The organism is Novosphingobium album (ex Hu et al. 2023) (assembly GCF_022832385.1).
GTDB lineage: Bacteria > Pseudomonadota > Alphaproteobacteria > Sphingomonadales > Sphingomonadaceae > Novosphingobium > Novosphingobium album.
In genome coordinates, this window is record NZ_JALHLE010000007.1 from 103,770 (window position 1) to 122,538 (window position 18,769).

The following is an 18,769-nucleotide window of genomic DNA, read 5'->3' on the forward strand; positions in this document are numbered from 1 at the left end:
GCCCAGTTGCCGTAGGATTAGATTTTGACCTTCAGACGCGCGTACCAGAACCCGCCGTTGGAGCCGAAGGGGCCGCCGCTGTTGGGATAGATCTGGCCGTTCGACAGGCTGTTGGTCAGGACATAGATCGGGTTGACCGAGGTGGCCTTGATCTTGTCCGGATAGGCGTTGAACAGGTTCGTCGCGCCCACAGCCAGCGTGTAGTGTTCGGCTATGGTGTAGCTGACCTCAAGGTCAGTGGTGAACTTCGAACCGAAGGTCTGGCCAGGGAAAGAGTTTTCCAAACCAAACGAGCTATAGTAGTTTTGGCGCCCGGTGATCGTGAAATCCCCAATCGCATAGTTTGCGGTGAAGGTCGCGCGATGCTTCGGAATAGTGCCTTCGATATCCTTCTTCTGCGAAGCACTGATGATGCTCGCATCGAACTTCGTCACCTTCGTCTCGTTATAGTTGTAGGCGAGCGTCAGGTTGAGTTTGCCGTCGCCAATGAAGGTGCGGTAGGTGCCGACAAAGTCGATACCGGCCGTGCGCGAGTCATAGGCACTGGTAGGATAACGCACGTCGCCGCCTTCACCCACTGCCAAAAGGGCAGGCTGCGCGGCAATATCTGCCGCGGTGACACTGTAGGTCTGCGACGTTCCGATACGATCCTTGATCTTGATCCAGTAGCCATCCAGCGTGAAGGTCAGCGCCGACGTTGGCGTGAAGACGAAGCCGAGACCGTAGTTGGTCGACTTCTCCGGCTTCAGATCGGTGGCGCCGAAATATTGCGCGATCGGGTTGGAGACCGGGTAGGTGCCGGTCTGAACCTGAGCACCGTTCCGGAACGAGGTGGTCAGGATCTGCACATTGCTCTGGCCCGGCGACGGCGCGTGGTAGCCCGTACCCACCGTACCGCGCACGGAGAACGTCGGCGTGGCTTTCCACAGAGCATTCAGCTTGCCGACGGTGGTCCCGCCGAAGGTGTTGTAATTTTCGTAGCGGCCGGCCGCGCCCACCGAAATCGTGTCGGTCAGGTCGGCTTCCACACTGAGATAACCGGCATAGTCATGCTGCGAATAGCTGGCAGCAGCGTCCGGGCTGGTGCCACCATAGCCGCTCGCGCCCACCGGCATGGAGACGGTGGAATCATAGGCGAATACGCCCGGCGAAGTTTCGACATAGAGGGCCTGGCTGTAATAGGGCCCAATGCCATAGGACTGCGGGTCACCTTCGGTCGCCTTGTAGGTTTCGTTACGATATTCGGCGCCGAACGCGATCGTTACCGGACTGGAGAGCCCAGCGTCGAGAGAATAGACGAAATCGGCATTCAGGTTGGTTTCTTTCTGAATGAGCGATCCGAACTTGAACGAGGTCTGCGAGTCCGGTCCGTAGGACGGGGCCAGCGAGTCGTACATCGAAAGGGTGAGGGCGTTGCGGCTGAGCGATCCCGACACATCGAAGGTCAGATCGTCGAGCAGATTACCCTTGATGCCCAGCACGCCAAAGGCCTGATCCTTCACACCCACGAACTGCGGCGTGAAACCGGCAGGGTAGAGGCTTGAGAAGGAATAGGTGTTGCTATCCTTGACGTAGGCGCCTTCGGGGCATGTTGCGCTACCGGCAGGACAGGCCGTCAGATAGATCGGGTGCGTAAAGGCACTGTTCGCACCCGACGAATGGGCTACGCCGGCCGTATCGAGCAGGCCCGTAAACGATTGGACCGGGCGATAGTTGAAGCTTTCCGTCTTCTTGTCGTGCGCGAAGTTGCCGAAAGCATAAAGCTTGGTCGTGTCGGTAACTTCATAGCTGGCGTTGACGGTGGCCTTCCAGCCTTCACCCGGGGAATTGCCGTAAATCTGTACCGGCCCGGGGTAGTTGGGCAGTTGCGACGCCAGCGAGGGATTCGCTTCCGCGAACAGCACGGCGTTCGGGCGCGTCGCATTGCGGATCGTGCCATCATCCTTGTTGTATTCGCCCGCGAACGAAATGAAGCCGCGGTCGCCGATCTTGAAACCGGCATAGCCCGCGATCTGGCGCGACTTGCCGTCGCCGCCGCCATCGTAGAACTGGCCGTAGCGGGTGGTGAACTCGAAGCCCTCGTCTTCGCGCAGGGAATAGTTGAGCACGCCGGCGATGGCGTCCGTACCATATTGCGCGGTCGCGCCTTCGCGCAGGATCTGGAGGCCGCCAAAAGCGATCGAAGGCAGCACCGAAAGGTCAGCGCCCTGCGACAGGTTGTTGGTCGGATCGCCCGCAGCAACCTGGACCAGCGCGGAACGGTTGAGGCGCTTGCCATTGATCATGACGAGCGTCATGTCACCCGCCAGGCCGCGAATGGACGGCGAGCGAACGAACGTGGAAGCGTCGGAAATCGAGTTCTGGCCGACGTTGAAGCTCGGAACGATGTTCTTGAGCACGTCAAGCATGTCGGCGGCTGGCTGCGTAGCCAGTTCTTCGGCACCGATGACATCGACCGGCGACGCGGAATCGGTGACGGTACGGTCGGTACGGCGCGTACCGAGAACGACGATTGCTTCACCAGCATCGTCTGCTGCATCGGCTGCCGCATCCGCACCGCCGATGACCATGCTCGCCGCACTTTGGGCAAACGCCGGCTGCGCACAGGCGCAAAGCGCCAAGGCCAGCGCGGCTATTGATGTTGTTTCCCTGTATTTCATCTGGATCGGCCCCTGTCTGTTGAATGGAAAGCGTGGCTTCGGGCCCCTCCCTGGAGATCCGGATTTTTATTATAATTTCAAATACTTATAGAAATATCACAACAACGTGCTCCAAGCGTTTTCGAAAACACCCGGCGCCGCAATGCCTGCAGCAGACCGGACTGGCAGGGCACGCACCCTCAAGGCGCACCACAACACTTCAAAAGCGCCGGAACATCTGGAGCTGAACTTTTCTCCAGACAGGTGAAAGTTAGGCTGGACGACCTGTCACCAAGCTGTCACTCTGACAGACATCAGGGAAAAAGAATTTCAGGGTCAGCGACAGCTTGATGACAGGTTTGAACCAAACAGTGTCGAATCAAGAAACATTTGAAAAAGAATACGGTGCAGGAAGGTCTGGCTGCCTGAGCGTGCGGACCGAACCTGCTGTTGAGGGGGTGCCACAACTCGTTTTCGGGGAGTGAGTTGTTGCGTATTTTGATTGTTGAAGACGACCGTAGCCTTGCGCGCGGAATGGAAGCATCCATGGGCTCGTCCGGTTTCGCCATGGATTTCGTATCCACCGGCGAAGAGGCGATCGAGGTTTTGGCTAACGAGCCCTATAATCTCGTGATCCTCGACCTCGGCCTGCCCGACATGGACGGACTGGAGGTTCTGAGCACGCTGCGCCGCCGCGAGGTGCAGACCCCCATCCTGATCCTGACCGCGCGCGACGCCGTGAACGACCGCATCGAGGGGCTCGACCGCGGCGCAGATGACTATCTGTCGAAGCCGTTCCACCCGCGCGAGCTTGAATCCCGTGCACGGGCACTGATCCGCCGCAGTCTGGGCACACCGGACCCGGTGCTGCGGGTCGGCTGCCTCAGCTTCGATCGCTCCACCCGCACTGTCCAGCTCGACCGATCGGTGGTCGACCTTCGGCGCCGCGAACTGGCTGTGCTGGAAACCCTGATGGGCCGCCCGGGCAAGGTCGTGACGCGCGAATGCCTGACTGCAGAAGTGTTCAACTTCGCCGATGCTGTCGCGCCCAATGCGCTCGACGTCTACGTCGGGCGGCTGCGGCGCAAGCTGATGCCTCACGGCCCGGTCATCCGCACTGTCCGTGGTCTGGGCTACGTGCTGGAAGGCAGCTGATCCTGCCTCCATGACTTCGCTGCGCGCCCGCCTGACCGCAGCGGTCATGATGCCGCTTCTGGCACTTGCCATCACGTTCGGCACCATCACGTGCTGGATGATCCATCGCACGCTCTCCACCGCGTCAGACCGCACGCTGGTCGGTTCCGTCACCATGATCAGTCGTGCGATCAACGCCGACACATCGGCACGCCACCAGCTGTTGCCGCTGGCGATTCACCTGCTGCAGAACCAGATGACGCCCGTGTCCCACTACAGCGTCTATGAAGGCAACGAGCTGATCGCGGGCACGGATTGGCTGGTCCCGCCCGCAGACTATGATCCCACGCCCGGGGCGAAAATTCCACACCATACGCCCGCCAGCTTTCCGCGCAGCTACCGCGACACGCAGCTGGTGCGCGGCTACGTCGATGCGCGCGATGCCGAAGGCGTGATTCAGGCCGCCTACCTGCGCGACGCGGAGCTGGAAGGCCGGTCGATGCGCGTCGCTACCGAAATCCGCACCCTGCCCGGCTTTGCCCGGCCAGTGGTGGTGCAGGTAGCCGATTTTCTCGACGACCGGCATGCCTACGAGCAAACCTATTTTCTACGCGTGGCGGGAGCGGGCATCCTGATAGCGATGACAGCCGTCCTGCTGTTCTATGGCGCCATCACCTGGGGCCTTGGCCCGTTTGCCTCGCTGACCCGGCAAATCGGCGCGGCGCGGCGACAATCCACCTCGCACTTGCGTCTCACGCTGGAGGAAGATGCACCGCGCGAAGCCCTGTTGCTGGCCTCCGCGTTCAATGAGCTGATGGCCCGCACCGAACGCGCCATCTCCTCGCTGCGCGAATTCACATCCAATGCCTCCCACCAGTTGCGCACACCACTGGCCATCGTGCGCGTCCATGTCGATGTGCTGAGCCGTTACGGCCCTTCAACGCCGCAGGGTGCCACGGCACTGAAGGACATCGGTGCAGCGGTCGATTCGCTCGAACGCCTGCTGGGACAGCTGATCTCGCTCGCGCGCATGGATGAGCAGGGCCGCGATGACGGACCGCAGGAGGCCTTCGATCTGACCGCCGCTGCCGTGGGCATCGTCGCCAGCCGCGTCACGCATCCTGACGCGAGTGCCATGGACATTGGCTTCGAGACCGATGCGGCCACGATCATGGCGCTCGGGGACAAGGCACTGGCCACGGAAATGATCAGCAACCTGCTGGACAACGCGATCCGATACAACCGCGCTGACGGCACCGTGACGGTACGCGTCCTCACCCGCGAAGGCGCGCCGGCCATCGAGATCGAGGATGACGGCCCCGGCATCGCGCCGGCCGACCGCGAGAAGGTATGGGAACGATTCTACCGCGCGCCCGGAGCCGATGGACCGTCCGGCAGCGGTCTGGGCCTGCCGATCGTGCGCGCCATGGGCGAACGCATGGGCGCCCGGGTCACGCTGGAAGATGGCGCGGGTGGCAAGGGCGTGAAAGCAATCATCGTCTTCCTGGCGCCCGAACTACAGTCGGAGACTCCGGACGGCACATATTTTTCACCCGCCACCAAAATGACAGCTTGCTGACAGGGTTTCTAAACTAGTCGAAACTTTGCGCTATTCAGCGGCCGAATTTCCTTTTCCGCCCGGGACGCAGGCCGCCAACCCTCAGAGGATGCCGATTGCCACATGAGGCGACCTGACTTTCCTACCGGCCCCCACACGGGGGCGCCTGTGGCTCCGACGCCCGCCAGTGGCGGCTGGCTGAGGTTGCGGCCGCACATGCTGCTGTTCCTGGGATTCGGGATCGGCACCGGGGCGGGCACGCTGGTGGAGTTCGGAGCTCCGACACATCCCCTTACGGCCGAAATTCTCAAATGGTTCGTGCGTCCGGTCGAGCAGGTTTTCCTGAGCGTCCTGTTCCTGCTGATCGCGCCGCTGCTGTTTTCCGCCATCGTCAGCGGCCTGTCGCGCATCCGCGGCAATGCCGGCATGCAGGGCCTGATTGCCACCACGCTGGTCTACATGATTGCCGTCTCCGCCTCGGCATCGCTGATTGGCCTGGCCATGGCCAACCTGTTCCGGCCCGGAGACGGCATTCCACCCGAAATCGGTCAGCAACTCGTCGCCACCCATCTGCCCGCGATCCCGCGTGGACTGATGGACCTGGCGCCAAGCTTCCGCTCGGTGAATGGCTGGATTCTGATCATGGTGATCGCCTCGTTCGCGATTGCTGCTGCCTTGCCCCTGTTGCGCAAGCAGAGCGGCCGCTGGCTGGTCAGCGCCTGCGAGCGGCTGTTCGACCTCGGCATGAAGGCGGTGACACTGGTTACCCGGTTCGCGCCGCTCGCAGTTGCCTGTTTCATGTTTGACCTCACCGTGATGTTCGGCTGGCACCTGCTGGTTTACCTCAGCGCCTATATCGCCGTGGTCATCGCCGCACTGGCGCTGCAGATCGTCATTACCTTTTTCATGGTGGTGTGGATGCGCGGGGAACTGGCCCCTGCCACCTTCCTGCGCAGCGTGCAGGAGGCGGCCGTTATCGCCTTTTGCACCTCCTCTTCCAACGCCACCCTGCCTACCGCGCTGAAAGTTGCGGAAGTCGATCTTGGACTGCCAGGGCCGGTGGTGCGACCCGTGCTGGGGCTAGGAACGGTCTCAAACCAGAGCGGCACGACGATCTATATCGCCGTCACCGTGCTGTTCGTCGGCCAGTTCTTCGGAATGGACCTCCATCTCGACCAGCAGGCGCTCGTCTTTGCTGTGGCCGCACTCGCGGGCATGGGCACGCTGGGCGTTCCGGCGGGCGGCCTCCCTGCCGTCGCTACCGTGCTGGCGCTGACCGGCCTGCCTCCGGAAGGCATTGGCCTGGTCATCAGCGTGGACCGTCTGCTCGACATGTTCCGCACAGTCGTAAACGTCGTGGGCGACCTTGCGATTGCGGTGGCGATCGCGCGTGAACCAGTAGTGACGCCTGGCGCCATTCATGGGGCGACCCACGATCTTCCGTGATTATCGCGGGGACTTGCCGCACGGAGACGCGCAACATTTTCCATCGCCGGCAAAGTCCCGGTGGTCATCCCGCGCAACCTCATTATGGATGGGAAACATGAGACGCGGCACGCTGCCGGGCGGCTGATCCGCACATGGGGAGACGGGTAACATGAGCAATGCAATGGAAAGTGCTGCCCATCATGCGGGACCGCCCTGGATCCAGCCGCAGATCCAGGAGAAGATCAAATGGCGCGATGGCGACGTTGTCATCTCGGTTCCCGCAAAAAGCGGAACGACATGGACCATGAACATCGTCCATCAGTTGCTCACAGGAGGCACTTCGGACTTCCGCGACATCTATGAGGAAGTGCCCTGGATCGAATTTGTCGCCTATCCCGGCCAGCCACATCAGGAGGTTCTGGATCGTCTCGACGCCATGCCTCACGGCACCCGCCGTGCGTTCAAGACTCATTCCGCGCCGCCGGTCGTGCCGTTCCTGGAGAGCGCCCCTGCCCCTGACGTAAAATACATTGTCGTCGTCCGAAATCCGGAGGAGGCGCTGGTCTCTTTCCGGCCCTTTATCGAAAAGCATTCGGACGAGTGGTTCGAACTTTGGGGCATGCCGCGGGAAGCCATGGCCCGTCCTGACTTCGCGTCATTCTACGAGGAAGTCATTGAACGCAGCGGCATGCATGAGCACGCCTTCTTCGGGTTTCTCAACGCCTGGTGGCCGCTCAGGGAAAGGAACAATGTCCTGTTTCTGCACTATGCGGACATGAAGGGCGATCATGAGGGCTCGATCCGCAAAATCGCCGAGTTTCTGAAAATCGAACCCACCGAAGAACAATGGCCGAAGATCCTCGCATACACCTCGTTTCCCTGGATGAAGCAGCACGAGGACAAATTCGAGGCCAGCACGGCCGGGCGCGTGCCCATCCTGAAGTCAGGCGCCATGATCCGCAAGGGCGAAGCCGGTGACGCAAAGTCCGACGGCATGACCGACGAGATTTCCCGCCACTTGCGGGCAGTGGGCGAGCGGGTTTGCGGCGACCTCGAAGCTGTAGAATGGTTCTACAAAGGAAGCGCCAGAACCTGACGGCCGGTTCGCCGACACAATCGGCATCGGGGAAATTCCCGCCAGACTGTACACGGAATTGGCAGCAGCTTCACTCCGTAACGCCGTAGATGACCGCTCCCGGGCTTCGCACCTGCCGAGCCGGACCTTCGCCCCCGTATTAACCCCGATCTGCCTTTCTGCCGATCTTAACCATGATCTGACTATTTCCGGCTGAATCCCAATTCTGCCAATCATCAAGGAGATTGTCCGTGAACATGGCAATAACGCACACCGGCCGTCACCAAGCGTCCCATGCCCACCCTGCAAATTTTGGCCAGCTCAATTCCGCGATCGCCCGCGGTGATCTTGAGGCGGCCCAGAGCGCATATGCGGCCATCAATGAATCGACCAGCCCCTCCGCAATGGCAGCAAAAGGCCGCAGTGGTTTCGATACCGTCGGGACCGCCATCGAATCCGGCGATCTTGGAACGGCAAGAAAAGCACTGGCCGATTTTCGATCTGGCCGCGCCGCGCTAACGGCTGGCGCAGCGGAAACCGCAGGCATCACGGCAGAAACCACGGCCACGGCCACAGAAACCACAGCCAGCACCACCGAAACCGCTTCAACATCGGACTCCGCGCCAGTCATCGACGCAAGCGCGCTTCAGACTGAAACGGTATCCCCGACCGAGCAGATTGCCACACTGTTGTCCGGTTCGGGATCAACGGTAGAAATCATCGCCTGAACGGCGCGAAAAGCGCCGTCAGAGCCATACGACACCGGCAGCTATTGCGTTTCCCGCTTCTTGCGCGGCGCACGCGGGCGCTTCGGCTTTTCGGCAGACGACGCCTTCGCGGCTTCAGCGTCATTGGCAAGAACTTTTGCAGTCCCGGCTGCCGGAGTTTTCCGGCGCGCCTCCGGCTTCTTCTTCGCAGGTTCGGGGTCGCCGGTCATCTTTGCCACCGCCTTCTCCGGCGTAGCGAAGACGTCCTCGCCCTTCGCCTTGCGGCCAATCGAATACTTGTAGATCACATAGGCAGACGCGCCGCCCACGGCCCATCGCAACAATTTCATCGCGTGTTCCCTCCCCGTCCGGCCAAAACCCGGCACATGCGAGTGTCATGCGACTGTAACGCGCCTTTCAGGCCTCGGCCACCCATTCGCGGCGGAGCGCAGGCCCGGCCAGCGCCATCAGCAACGCCGCCAGCAGGTAAAGACCCAATGCCCAGAGCATCGAATAGCGCAGCGCTTCACTGCCGAAGTGCGGAGTGAGCAGGGTCGAGAGCTGGCCAAGCGCATAGATGCCGCCGCCGAGACCAATCAGATTGTTGATCAGCAGGAACAGCGCCGAGGCGGTTGCACGCGCGGGCGGCTCAACAAGGTGCTGCACCGCGCTGGTCACTGGGCCGAGCCAGACGTAGGCCAGCGCCTGCGGGACGAGGAACAGCAGGAAGGCCAGGAGTACGCTGGAAGTCCAGATGCCTCCCGCGAACAACGGCACCGCCACCACGTAGGCAATCGCCGGAACCCAGCCGTAGAACGCCCGGTCGGCGCCGCCGAGCCGGTCAGCCAGCGCTCCTCCCATCAGCACGCCCGCACTGCCGCCGATCAACAGGACGGCGCCAATGAACCACGAAGTATGCACGAGATCGAGCCCGAAGCTGCGCTGGAGCAGGCTCGGCAGCCAGAAAGCCAGGCCATAGCCGAGCATCGAACTCGACGCCGCACCGAAGCTGAGCAGCCAGAACGCCTTCTTGCGCGCCAGTACCGCAGCGACAGCACCCAGCCTTACCGAAGGCACTGCCCCGGCGTCCCCTGACGGTTTGGGCTTGTCCTTGACGTTCATGCGAAACAACGGCGCGATCAGCAGCCCGGCCGTGCCAACAGTGACGAACGCCACCCGCCAGTCCACCCGCGCGGCAATATAGCCGCCCGCCACCACGCCCAGCGCCGAGCCCAACGGGATACCCAGCGAGTAGATCGAAAGCGCGAATGCGCGCCGTTCGGACGGAAAATAATCGCCGATCACGGCATAGGACGGCGCCACGCCGCCCGCCTCTCCGACGCCGACGCCGAGCCGCGCCAGGAAGATGTGCCAGAACCCCTGCGCCAACCCGCAAACGGCGGTGAACAAGCTCCAGATCACCAGCGAGCCGGTGATGACCCACGAACGGCTCGTGCGGTCCGCCAGCGAGGCCAGCGGCACGCCCAGAGTCGAATAGAGGATCGCGAAAGCCAGCCCGCCCAGCATCCCCATCTGTGCGTCGCTGAGATCGAGATCGGCCTGAATCGGCGCCGCGAGGATCGCGAGGATCTGGCGGTCGACGAAATTGAAGACATAGACGAGCAGCAACATCGCCAGAACCCTGTTGGGGCTCACCCCGCCTGCCCGCTTTGCCGTGCTCATCTCAGGCCACATAGTCCTTGCAGAATGCCTTGATCGCCGCGAGCGCTACCGGCTCATCGAGAATAGGCGCATGGCCCACGCGCGGCACTTCGACACTGGCATAGGGGCCCGAATGCCGCTGCGCCATCGCGCGTTCGGTCGCCGCACTCAAAAGATCCGACAGCCCGCCGCGCACGACGAGTACGGGCATGACATCCAGCAGGTCCCACAAGGGCCAAAGGTCGGGCGGAACGGTCTGCGGCTGATCGCCCTCGATGCTGTCCGAAATGGCCGGGTCGTAGGCGAAGGACACCGTGCCGTCGGCGTTCTCGCGGCAGGTGCGGCGAGCGAAGGCCATCCATTCGGCATCGCCGTAATCGGGGAAGGCCTGGGCATTGATCGCCCGGCAGCGCGCCGCCGCCGCTATCCAGTTCGCCATTGCACCAGCCGGGCCGACGTAGCCCTGAATCCGGGCGATCCCGGCAGGATCGAGTTCAGGGCCGACGTCGTTGAACACCACGGCCTGCGCCAGGCCCGGCCTCAGCGCATTCATCACCATGGCCATGAGCCCGCCCATCGAAGTGCCGATCAGCCCCGCGCGCTCGATGCCCAGCCCATCGAGCAAGGCCAGCATGTCCTGCGAATAGACATCCGGACGATACTGCGCCGGATCGGGAGCCCATTCGGACAAGCCGCGCCCACGCTGGTCGGGCACGATCAACCGGTAGCGCCCGGCCAGATGCGCGGCGAGCGGTTCGAAATCGGCGCTGTTGCGGGTCAGTCCGTGCATCATCAGCAGGACCGGTGCCGCCGGATCGGCAGCCGGATAGTCGCGCGCGGCAAGCTCCAGCCGTCCGCAAGCGCTGCGGTATCGGTGGTCGCGGTATTGCATGGCCAGGCATCCTTTTCTGGCATGATCGGCTGGCGGGCCTCCCCCGCGTGAGGGTGCCGGGGGGCCAGGGAGAGGCCCGCCAACCGGGCCGGCTCAAGGCCGGCTCAGAGCTCCAGCGTCGCTGTTACGAAGACCTGCCGCGGATTGCCGTAGAAGGCCGTAAGCGTGCCTTCGGTGCCCAGCGTCGGCACCAGACCGCCGGCGCCGTCCGAAGCGACGAACGAATAGCCCGAAGTCTTGTACTGCTTGTCGAACAGGTTCTTGCCGTGGACGCCAAGGCTCCAGCCGCCACCCGGGGCGGTATAGACCAGGCTGGCATCGACAAGGGCATAGCCCTTCTGGTCGATATAGGGGTTCGGTGTCTCGAACTGGTAGGTCTTGGAGCGGTAGGAAACCGTGCTGCTCAGCGTGAGATCGCCCTCACCCAATGGCGTATCGTAGGCCAGCGTGGCACTACCGGTCCACTTGGGCGTGTTCTGCACCTCGCGCTGATCGGCGACGTCGACCGGACCCGTGACCGAATTGGTGATGTATTCCTTGAAGCGCGCGTTGATGTAGCCCAGCGAACCGGTGAAGCTCAGGCGGTCACCCGAAGTCGCGAGGTCGCGCGCCAGACGCGCATTGGTCTCCACTTCGAAACCGTCGATCTTCGCCTTGCCCGCGTTGCTGATAACACCGCAGAAAGTGGCGATGCCGCCCACGGTACAACCCACCGAGCCCGGGATCTGGACGTCCTTGTAGTCCATGTGGAACGCCGCAACCGCGATGTAGAGGCCGCCTCCGAACAGGTTGCCCTTGTAGCCGATCTCGTAGCTGTCGACCGATTCCGGCTTGAAGCTGAGGTAATCGGCGATTTCGGCGTCGCTGGGAACACCAGAGGGATTGCTGGTCGGCGCGTAGACGCCGACGCCGCGCGGGTCGAAACCGCCGCCCTTGAAGCCCTGCGAGAAGCTCGCGTAGATGTTGTGGTCCGGCGTCGGCTTGAAGCTCAGCGAAGCGCGCGGGGTGAACTTCTTGAAGGTCGCCTTGCCAGAGAAATCGGTGCTCGGGGCACCGAACGGCACGCCGAGACCACCGAACACGGGCGAGCCGCCGCCCAGATAGTTCTGGCGCAGGATATCCGCCTTGCGCTGGTCCCAGGTGTAGCGACCGCCAAGCGCGAGACTGAGCTGGTCGGTGAAATCGAGCGTGAAGTCAGTGAAGACCGCGAAGGTCTCGGTATCGACGTTGGCCTGGGTGAAAGCAGTGAAGCCATCGAAGGTGGTGAACAGACGCACGTCGAACTGCGTGTCCGCCTTGGCCGACAGGTAGTAGGCGCCGATCAGGCCCTGGAACATGCCGCCATCGTCATAGAGCAGCTGGAATTCCTGGCTGGTCTGTTCGTTGCGGTAGTAGGCCGGCACATCGAGGTCGACGGCGGGCAGCGCGTCGAAGTCGATCGGCGAGGCCGAGCTGTCCTTGCGCCAGGCGCTGATCGACCGCAGCGTCACCGCATCCGTGAGTTCGGCGGTGGCATTGATCGAGAAGCCATAGGCCTCGACATACTGCTTGGGATCATTCAGGCCGCCCTGCGTATCGAAGACATCGTTCAGGACCGGCGTACCGGATGTGTAGCCCGGGATCAGGCGGTGGCCGCCGCGGGCGTTCGAGTTGTCCTTGGTATAGTCGCCGTTGATGCGGATCGTCACCGGTGCGCCATAGCCGCCCAGTTCCACGCTGCCGCGCGCGGCCCAGATATCCTTATTGTAGTTATCTTCGCCAGTGGTGAGGTTCTTGCCGAAGCCGCCACGTGAAAGGCGGGCGAGCGATCCACCAACGCGCACCAGGTCACTGACAGGCGCCGAAGCGGTGACGACAACGTCGGCCTGATCATAGCTGCCATACGTACCCTTGATCTTCAGGTAGGGGTCCTGCGCCAGCGGCTTGGTAACGTACTTCACCGCGCCGCCGATGGTGTTGCGGCCATAGAGCGTGCCCTGCGGCCCGCGCAGCACTTCGATGCGCTGGACATCGTAAATGTCGAGCACGGCGGCCTGCGGACGATTGAGGTACACATCGTCGAGATAGATGCCAACGCCCTGCTCGAACCCGGAAACCGGATCCTGCTGACCGATACCGCGAATAAAGGCAGACAGCGTCGAGTTGGTGCCACGCGAGGGCTCGAGCGTCACGTTCGGGGTGGTCTGCGCCAGATCGGTCACGTCAAGCGCGCCCGACTTGGCCAACTGGTCACCGCTGAACGTGGTCACCGCGATCGGCACGTCGACGAGACGCTCCTCACGGCGGCGGGCAGTCACGATAATGTCGCCACCGGCCTCTTCCGGAGCCTGAGCCGCAGGGGGCGCGTCCTGCGCCATCGCCGGGGCGGAAATACCGATGCCGCCCGACAGAGCCAGCACACTCGAACCAATCGCGAGAAAACGCGCCTTATGCATCACTTATGCTCCCAATGAACCTTCGTTGTTGGCATCTTCATATTGATAGTTGAACCATGTTTCAACTTTGAATGTTTGCCAAGCCGTCCAACCCGGTTTACCTGTGTCCTTGTGACCACAGCAGACGCGAGCGACTCCACCCCGTCCAGCAAGGTGCCCCGGACCGAACGCGGCCGCCGAACGCTGCGCAAGTTGCTCGATGCAGCGGCCATCGAATTCGGAGAGCGCGGCTTTCATGAAGCCTCTATCACCGGCATCACACGCCGGGCCGGCACGGCTCTGGGCAGTTTCTACACGTACTTTGATTCCAAGGACGAAATCTTCCGCGCGCTGGTAGATGATCTCAGCGGCAAGGTCCGTGAGGCAGCGAAAAACGCGCTGCAGAGCGAATTGCCTGCTCTGGAAACCGAGCGCGCGGCCTTCGCGGGCTTTCTGCACTTCGCGCGCGAGCACAAGGAAATCTACCGGATCATCGATGAATGCGAATTCGTTGATCCGCAAAGCTTCCGCCAGCACTACCAGACCACCGCCAACCGTATCCACGAACGCCTGACCCAAGGCGTGAAGCGCGGCGAATTGCGCGAAGGTCTGGGCGAGGCGCATGCCTGGGCGATCATGGGCATGAACGTATTCCTGGGTTTGCGCTATGCTGTCTGGTCGGATGACGCCAGCCCAGAGGAATTGGCCGATCTGGCCAATTCCATCCTGCGCGAAGGCATCGCCCGGAAACCAGACGGCGAAGCCTGACAGACCGGGCCTGACGCCAGCCACTTCTGCCCCAATCAAACACGCAGGCTGCTGGGCGATTGACTCCGCGCACGCTTCATTTCTAGACAGATGTCTAATCCAGGAATGGGAAGTGCAGGGAGAATCGGCCGATGGAAACAGCATCCGGAAATGACGCGATCCACCGCCCGCTGTTCAATGCGGACGTGCTGGCCAATGCCCTGAACTCCGGCGGCAGCCGCCCGCTGCTCAAACAACTCGAGGGCCCTACCCTCACCGTGGCGGACGTTCGCGACGAGACCAGCCGCTTCCTGCAGGCCCTGCAGGCCGTGGGCGTAACCGCAGGCGACCGAATTTCGCTGATCGCGCCGAACCGGCCGGAGTGCCTGCATCTCACCCATGCGCTGCAAATGCTGGCAGCCCTCTACGTGCCGATCCACCCGCTCTCAGCACTCAATGACCAGCTCAACGTGATCCGTGATGCCGGCGTGAAAGTCATGCTGTTCGATGCCGAACGCTTCGAGGGACGCGCCGCCGAGATCCAGCGTGAAGTGCCCGGCATACGCCTGCTGTCGATCGGTCGCAGCACGCTGGCAGAGGACATTCACGAGTTGGCCGCCGGCTTCGTGCCGCAAAAGCTGGTGCCGCCGCCGTCCGGTGAACACGACGTGATCCGGCTCGGCTATTCGGGCGGCACCACAGGCAAGCCCAAGGCAATCCCCAGCTGCCAGCGTTCAGGCTTTCTCACCGGGCTTTACATGCAGGCGGTCTGGGAGTGGCCGGAACAGCCCAACATCCTCTCCTGCGCGCCCCTGACCCATGCCGGCGGCGCCATGTTCATGCCTGCCCTGTTGCGCGGGGGTACGTTCCTGATCCTGCCACGCTTTGATCCGCTACAGGTCATGGAGATGATCGAGAGCCATCGCATCAACTGCATGATGCTGGTGCCGACGATGATCTACGCCCTTCTCGATCACCCGCGCTTCGGCGAATTCGACCTCTCCAGCCTCGAGACGATCTTTTACGGCGCGTCGGCGATCATCCCGGCACGCCTCAAGGAAGCGATCGAGCGGATGGGCCCGATCTTCGCACAGTTCTACGGGCAGGCCGAAGCACCAATGGTGCTCACCTACATGCGCAAACGCGATCACGATCCGGACGATCCGCTGCGCCTCGCCTCTTGCGGACAGCCCAGCCCCTGGGTGCGGCTGGAACTGCACGACGCCTATGGCAATCCGGTGCCCGACGGCGAACCGGGAGAGATCGTCGTACAAGGGCCGCTGGTAATGGACGGTTACCGCGACCCGGAACTGACGGCAGAGGCCTTCAAAGGCGACTGGCTGCATACCGGTGACGTCGCGGTGCGTGATCCCGGAGGATTCCTGCGCATTGTCGACCGCACCAAGGACATGATCATTTCGGGCGGCTTCAACATCTACCCGCGCGACATCGAAAACGTGATCGCCGAGAATCCTGCCGTTGCAGAAGTAGCGGTAATCGGCGTCCCGCACGACAGGTGGGGTGAAGCCGTCCATGCCGTGATCGTGCTGAAGCCCGGAATGAGTGTCAGCGAGGAAGACCTGTGCGCCCCCGTCGCCGCGCGCAAGGGCGCGTATCAGGCCCCCAAGTCGATCGAATTCGTCGAAGCTATCCCGCAGACGCCGGTCGGCAAGCCGGACAAGAAGGCCCTGCGTGCACGCCACGCGGAAGCGGCGGACTCACAGCCTCTCACTACGCGTTAACCTTTGGGTCTTGCCAGTCCTGCAGCGGGACACGGACAGGGGCACTCTGGCGATTTACTTCGTCTTAGGCGAAGATACGCCAAGGAAGGCACCGGGATTCGCCCCCGGAATTGCCAAGGAACGGGTCTAGTGGACGGACGCATCTTTCTCGCCTCGGGCTTCGTCGCCCTCGCCGCCATCGCGGGCGTGCTGGTGATGGCAGCCTCCCCCTCCAGGCCCGAACCCGCCTCGCTGGCCGAAGCGACGGTTGCCGCCGCAAAGGCTGCCACCCCGGTCGCCAGGACACCTGCGCCAGCCCCGACTCCAAAAGTTGCCATCAGTGACGAGCCCTTCGTCATCAAGCGCATCCTGCCAATCAGCGGACCTATCAAGTACGGCGAATGGCATTGGGACGAGCAGGACGTGCCGAAGGGCCCGATCGTGATCACCGTCGATCTTGATGCACGCGTGCTCTCGGTGTTTCGCGGCGGCTACGAAATCGGGGCCACCGCCGTGCTGCTGGGCACGGAGGACAAGCCGACGCCGCTGGGTGTATTCCCGATCACCCAGAAGGATCGCGATCACGTCTCCAACATCTATACAGGCGCGCCAATGCCCTACATGCAGCGCCTGACCGACGACGGCATCACGCTCCATGGCTCCAAGGTGGAGAAGGGGTACGCCAGCCACGGTTGTGTCGGCATGCCGGAAGACTTCGCCGCGAAGCTGTTCACCACCACGCATCTGGGCGACAAGGTCTATATCACGCGCGGCAAGCAGGTCGGCATCGGCGACAACCTCGCCGGCAGCTGATCTCAGTCGCGACGCTTCGCTGCCCTGACCGGCGCCTTCGCAAAGCTCCACCCCCCGGCATTGGGCCGCACGACCAGTTCGCCAATCGAGGCCGGCCGCCCTTCCACCAGCGCATCAACCAGCCGCGCCACGGCGCTGCCGCGCGGCTCCTCGCCGCCAAGTTCACGCACGATGCGCGCCACAACGCGCAAAGCCACCGCCCGCGGGGCCTGTGGCTTGTATTTCAGCCCCATCGGCTCCTTCTTCACGCAGGAGCGCCATTCCAGCGAAGCCATCCAGTCGAGCGCGGCATCGGCTTCGGCGATATGCGCCGCACTGCGAGCGATGGCGGCGACGTCGAGCCAGTCCGCCTCGGCCAGCGCCTTGCGGATACGCACCCGGTCGAAGCGGTCATTGGCATTGCTGGGATCATCGGCCGCGACCAGTCCGGCAGCACGAACTACCTCGCCCAGTTCGGCGCGGCGCCAGTCGAGCACCGGACGCAGGAGCGGGATCGGCGTATCGGGCACCCGACCGCGCGCCCGTGCACCGGCAAGGCCCGCCACGCCGCTCGCGCGGTTGAGCCGCATCAGCAGCGTTTCGGCCTGATCGTCGGCATGATGCGCCGTTGCGACAGCCGCGAGGCCGCGTTCCTCGACCCAGTCCGCCAGTGCCGTGTAGCGCGCCAGACGCGCCTCGGCCTGGACATTGCCCTCAGCCACTTCGACCGGCAGCGCGGCATGCGGCACGCCAAGCCCCTCGCATATCCGCGCGACCTCGGCGGCTTCGTCCGCGCTTTCACGGCGCAGGCCATGATCGACCGTCGCCGCTTCGACGCGGCCCGGCAGCGCGGCGTGCGCGAGCAGCAGCAACGCCAGACTGTCCGGCCCGCCCGAGACGGCGAGCCCCAGCCGGGATTCGGGCTCATCCGCGCCTTCCCGCCAGATCTCGCGCAGACCGGTGCAAAACCGCTCGACGGCCCCTGCCGTCACGCCGCCCTCAGCTGCAGGTGAGCCCATTGCGCGTGGACGTGTAGAGGCTGTTCAGACGACCAGCAGCCTCGGCTGCATAAGTCTCGCTGAATTCAGCCAGCGCGATGCAGGCGCGCTTGGTGTCGTTCATCTGCTTCATCGTGATGGCGAGATAGAGCAGGCTGTCCGGCGCACGCTCACCGCGCTTGTCGGTCTGGTAGTTCTGAAGGAACCACTTGGCCGCCTCGCCCGGATTGCCGTCGTCGAGATAGGCGCGGCCGAGCAGGTTGCGCCCCCAGCTTGCGCGGCGGTGCTTCGGGTACTTCTCGAGGAACAGCTTCAGCTGCTGCTCTGCCTCGGGATAGAACTTCGCATCCCAGAGGCGGTAGCCGTAGCTGTATTCGTCGTCGCCAGGATCATCGGACTGCGGCTTGACGATCGCCTTGACCGCATCGACGCGGGCCAAGGAGGGTTCTGCTGGCTTGGCTGGGGTAGGCGCGGGCACGACGGCCTTTACCGCCACAGGTGCAGGAGCCATGGGCTTTGCCGAAGCCCCGCCTGTCATCGCCGCCAGATTCGTCTGCGCGGCGGCCCCGGCATTCTCCTCAGGCACCGGAGCGGGAGCAGCCGCCGCAGGCTGCAGGCCGCCAGTCAGCTTGGTCTCGAGCTGGTTGATGCGGTTGCTGTTTTCCTCGATCTGAGAGGTCAAGCGGGCCATCTGCGCCTCGACCGCATCCATTCGCGTCAGCAGATCGGTCACCGGCGTCGTCGCGGGCTGCCCCGGCGTACCCGCCGGCGCGGTGGCAGGTGTGATTTCGGGTTCGAAGAACTTGCCATCCGGTCCCGGGAAGACCTTGCGCTGCAAGGCGCGCACTTCCGCCTCGACCTTTTTCAGCCGCCCGTCGACGCCGTCCTGAGCCATCGCCGGCACCGCGCCGGACACCAGCATCGAACCTGCAGCCACCATCACCAGCAATCGCCCGGACAGAGTACCGCCAAAAGAAGCATTCATCGCCAATTCAACTCCGT

16 protein-coding genes are annotated in these 18,769 nt (G+C 63.1%); 9 read left to right on the top strand and 7 right to left on the bottom strand.

What is annotated here, in order from left to right; all coding sequences use genetic code 11:
* Window positions 1–17: 17 nt before the first annotated feature.
* Entirely contained in the window at window positions 18–2,570 is a 2,553-nt protein-coding gene (locus MTR64_RS06395; protein ID WP_243991980.1) for a TonB-dependent receptor plug domain-containing protein, read from the bottom strand.
* Between MTR64_RS06395 and MTR64_RS06400 the strand changes: the two genes are divergently transcribed.
* The 6 genes from MTR64_RS06400 (at window position 2,563) to MTR64_RS06425 (ending at window position 8,562) form a co-directional block, all read left to right on the top strand.
* Entirely contained in the window at window positions 2,563–2,751 is a 189-nt protein-coding gene (locus MTR64_RS06400) for a hypothetical protein (RefSeq protein ID WP_243991982.1), read from the top strand. The two genes, MTR64_RS06395 and MTR64_RS06400, sit on opposite strands and share 8 nt — an antisense overlap.
* A 377-nt stretch (window positions 2,752–3,128) precedes the next feature.
* Window positions 3,129–3,794 carry a response regulator transcription factor gene (locus MTR64_RS06405; RefSeq protein WP_243991985.1) on the top strand — a complete coding sequence of 222 codons (666 nt, stop codon included), beginning with the start codon at window positions 3,129–3,131 and terminating at the stop codon, window positions 3,792–3,794.
* A gap of 10 nt (window positions 3,795–3,804) precedes the next feature.
* Window positions 3,805–5,352 (top strand): sensor histidine kinase, encoded by a 1,548-nt coding sequence (locus tag MTR64_RS06410; RefSeq protein ID WP_243991987.1) that lies wholly within the window; start codon window positions 3,805–3,807, stop codon window positions 5,350–5,352.
* A 147-nt stretch (window positions 5,353–5,499) separates the two neighbouring features.
* On the top strand, window positions 5,500–6,777 hold the full coding sequence (locus MTR64_RS06415) for a dicarboxylate/amino acid:cation symporter (protein WP_243991989.1): 1,278 nt from the start codon (window positions 5,500–5,502) through the stop codon (window positions 6,775–6,777).
* A 151-nt stretch (window positions 6,778–6,928) separates the two neighbouring features.
* Window positions 6,929–7,855, top strand: coding sequence for a sulfotransferase domain-containing protein (locus MTR64_RS06420; RefSeq protein ID WP_243991991.1), 927 nt, complete (start codon window positions 6,929–6,931; stop codon window positions 7,853–7,855).
* A 230-nt stretch (window positions 7,856–8,085) separates the two neighbouring features.
* On the top strand, window positions 8,086–8,562 hold the full coding sequence (locus MTR64_RS06425; protein WP_243991993.1) for a hypothetical protein: 477 nt from the start codon (window positions 8,086–8,088) through the stop codon (window positions 8,560–8,562).
* Window positions 8,563–8,603: 41 nt separating this feature from the next.
* On the opposite strand, the gene MTR64_RS06430 is transcribed toward MTR64_RS06425, so the two are convergent.
* The 4 genes from MTR64_RS06430 to MTR64_RS06445 form a co-directional block, all read right to left on the bottom strand.
* Window positions 8,604–8,891: a hypothetical protein gene (locus MTR64_RS06430; protein WP_243991994.1), complete on the bottom strand. Its 288-nt coding sequence runs from the start codon at window positions 8,889–8,891 to the stop codon at window positions 8,604–8,606.
* Window positions 8,892–8,958: 67 nt separating this feature from the next.
* Complete coding sequence (locus tag MTR64_RS06435; RefSeq protein WP_243991997.1) at window positions 8,959–10,224, bottom strand: spinster family MFS transporter; 1,266 nt, start codon at window positions 10,222–10,224, stop codon at window positions 8,959–8,961.
* A gap of 1 nt (window position 10,225) precedes the next feature.
* Window positions 10,226–11,095, bottom strand: coding sequence for an alpha/beta fold hydrolase (locus MTR64_RS06440; RefSeq protein WP_243991999.1), 870 nt, complete (start codon window positions 11,093–11,095; stop codon window positions 10,226–10,228).
* Between the two features lie 104 nt (window positions 11,096–11,199).
* A complete protein-coding gene (locus MTR64_RS06445) occupies window positions 11,200–13,530 on the bottom strand; it encodes a TonB-dependent receptor (RefSeq protein ID WP_243992001.1) in 2,331 nt (776 codons plus the stop codon).
* A gap of 111 nt (window positions 13,531–13,641) precedes the next feature.
* Here MTR64_RS06445 and MTR64_RS06450 point away from each other — a divergent pair, with 111 nt between their 5' ends.
* From MTR64_RS06450 to MTR64_RS06460, 3 genes are all read left to right on the top strand, one after another.
* Window positions 13,642–14,277, top strand: coding sequence for a TetR/AcrR family transcriptional regulator (locus MTR64_RS06450; protein WP_243992002.1), 636 nt, complete (start codon window positions 13,642–13,644; stop codon window positions 14,275–14,277).
* A 131-nt stretch (window positions 14,278–14,408) separates the two neighbouring features.
* Complete coding sequence (locus MTR64_RS06455; protein WP_243992004.1) at window positions 14,409–15,998, top strand: AMP-binding protein; 1,590 nt, start codon at window positions 14,409–14,411, stop codon at window positions 15,996–15,998.
* Window positions 15,999–16,127: 129 nt separating this feature from the next.
* Window positions 16,128–16,790, top strand: a complete 663-nt coding sequence (locus tag MTR64_RS06460; RefSeq protein ID WP_243992007.1) for a L,D-transpeptidase family protein — start codon at window positions 16,128–16,130, stop codon at window positions 16,788–16,790.
* 2 nt (window positions 16,791–16,792) lie between these two features.
* Here MTR64_RS06460 and tilS read toward each other — a convergent pair whose 3' ends face one another.
* Both tilS and MTR64_RS06470 read right to left on the bottom strand, forming a co-directional pair.
* Window positions 16,793–17,788, bottom strand: coding sequence for a tRNA lysidine(34) synthetase TilS (gene tilS, locus MTR64_RS06465; protein ID WP_243992009.1), 996 nt, complete (start codon window positions 17,786–17,788; stop codon window positions 16,793–16,795).
* Window positions 17,769–18,752, bottom strand: a complete 984-nt coding sequence (locus MTR64_RS06470; protein WP_243992011.1) for a tetratricopeptide repeat protein — start codon at window positions 18,750–18,752, stop codon at window positions 17,769–17,771. The genes tilS and MTR64_RS06470 overlap by 20 nt, the downstream gene beginning before the upstream one ends.
* Window positions 18,753–18,769 lie beyond the last annotated feature (17 nt).

Bases quoted from the DNA above. Each gene is read 5' to 3' on its own strand.
- MTR64_RS06410 (WP_243991987.1), top strand. From the start codon at position 3,805: ATGACTTCGCTGCGCGCCCGCCTGACCGCAGCGGTCATGATGCCGCTT.
- MTR64_RS06420 (WP_243991991.1), top strand. From the start codon at position 6,929: ATGAGCAATGCAATGGAAAGTGCTGCCCATCATGCGGGACCGCCCTGG.
- MTR64_RS06395 (WP_243991980.1), bottom strand. From the start codon at position 2,570: ATGGTCATCGGCGGTGCGGATGCGGCAGCCGATGCAGCAGACGATGCT.
- MTR64_RS06455 (WP_243992004.1), top strand. From the start codon at position 14,409: ATGGAAACAGCATCCGGAAATGACGCGATCCACCGCCCGCTGTTCAAT.
- tilS (WP_243992009.1), bottom strand. From the start codon at position 17,788: ATGGGCTCACCTGCAGCTGAGGGCGGCGTGACGGCAGGGGCCGTCGAG.
- MTR64_RS06470 (WP_243992011.1), bottom strand. From the start codon at position 18,752: ATGAATGCTTCTTTTGGCGGTACTCTGTCCGGGCGATTGCTGGTGATG.
- MTR64_RS06445 (WP_243992001.1), bottom strand. From the start codon at position 13,530: ATGCATAAGGCGCGTTTTCTCGCGATTGGTTCGAGTGTGCTGGCTCTG.
- MTR64_RS06440 (WP_243991999.1), bottom strand. From the start codon at position 11,095: ATGCAATACCGCGACCACCGATACCGCAGCGCTTGCGGACGGCTGGAG.
- MTR64_RS06435 (WP_243991997.1), bottom strand. From the start codon at position 10,224: ATGAGCACGGCAAAGCGGGCAGGCGGGGTGAGCCCCAACAGGGTTCTG.
- MTR64_RS06400 (WP_243991982.1), top strand. From the start codon at position 2,563: ATGACCATGCTCGCCGCACTTTGGGCAAACGCCGGCTGCGCACAGGCG.
- MTR64_RS06430 (WP_243991994.1), bottom strand. From the start codon at position 8,891: ATGAAATTGTTGCGATGGGCCGTGGGCGGCGCGTCTGCCTATGTGATC.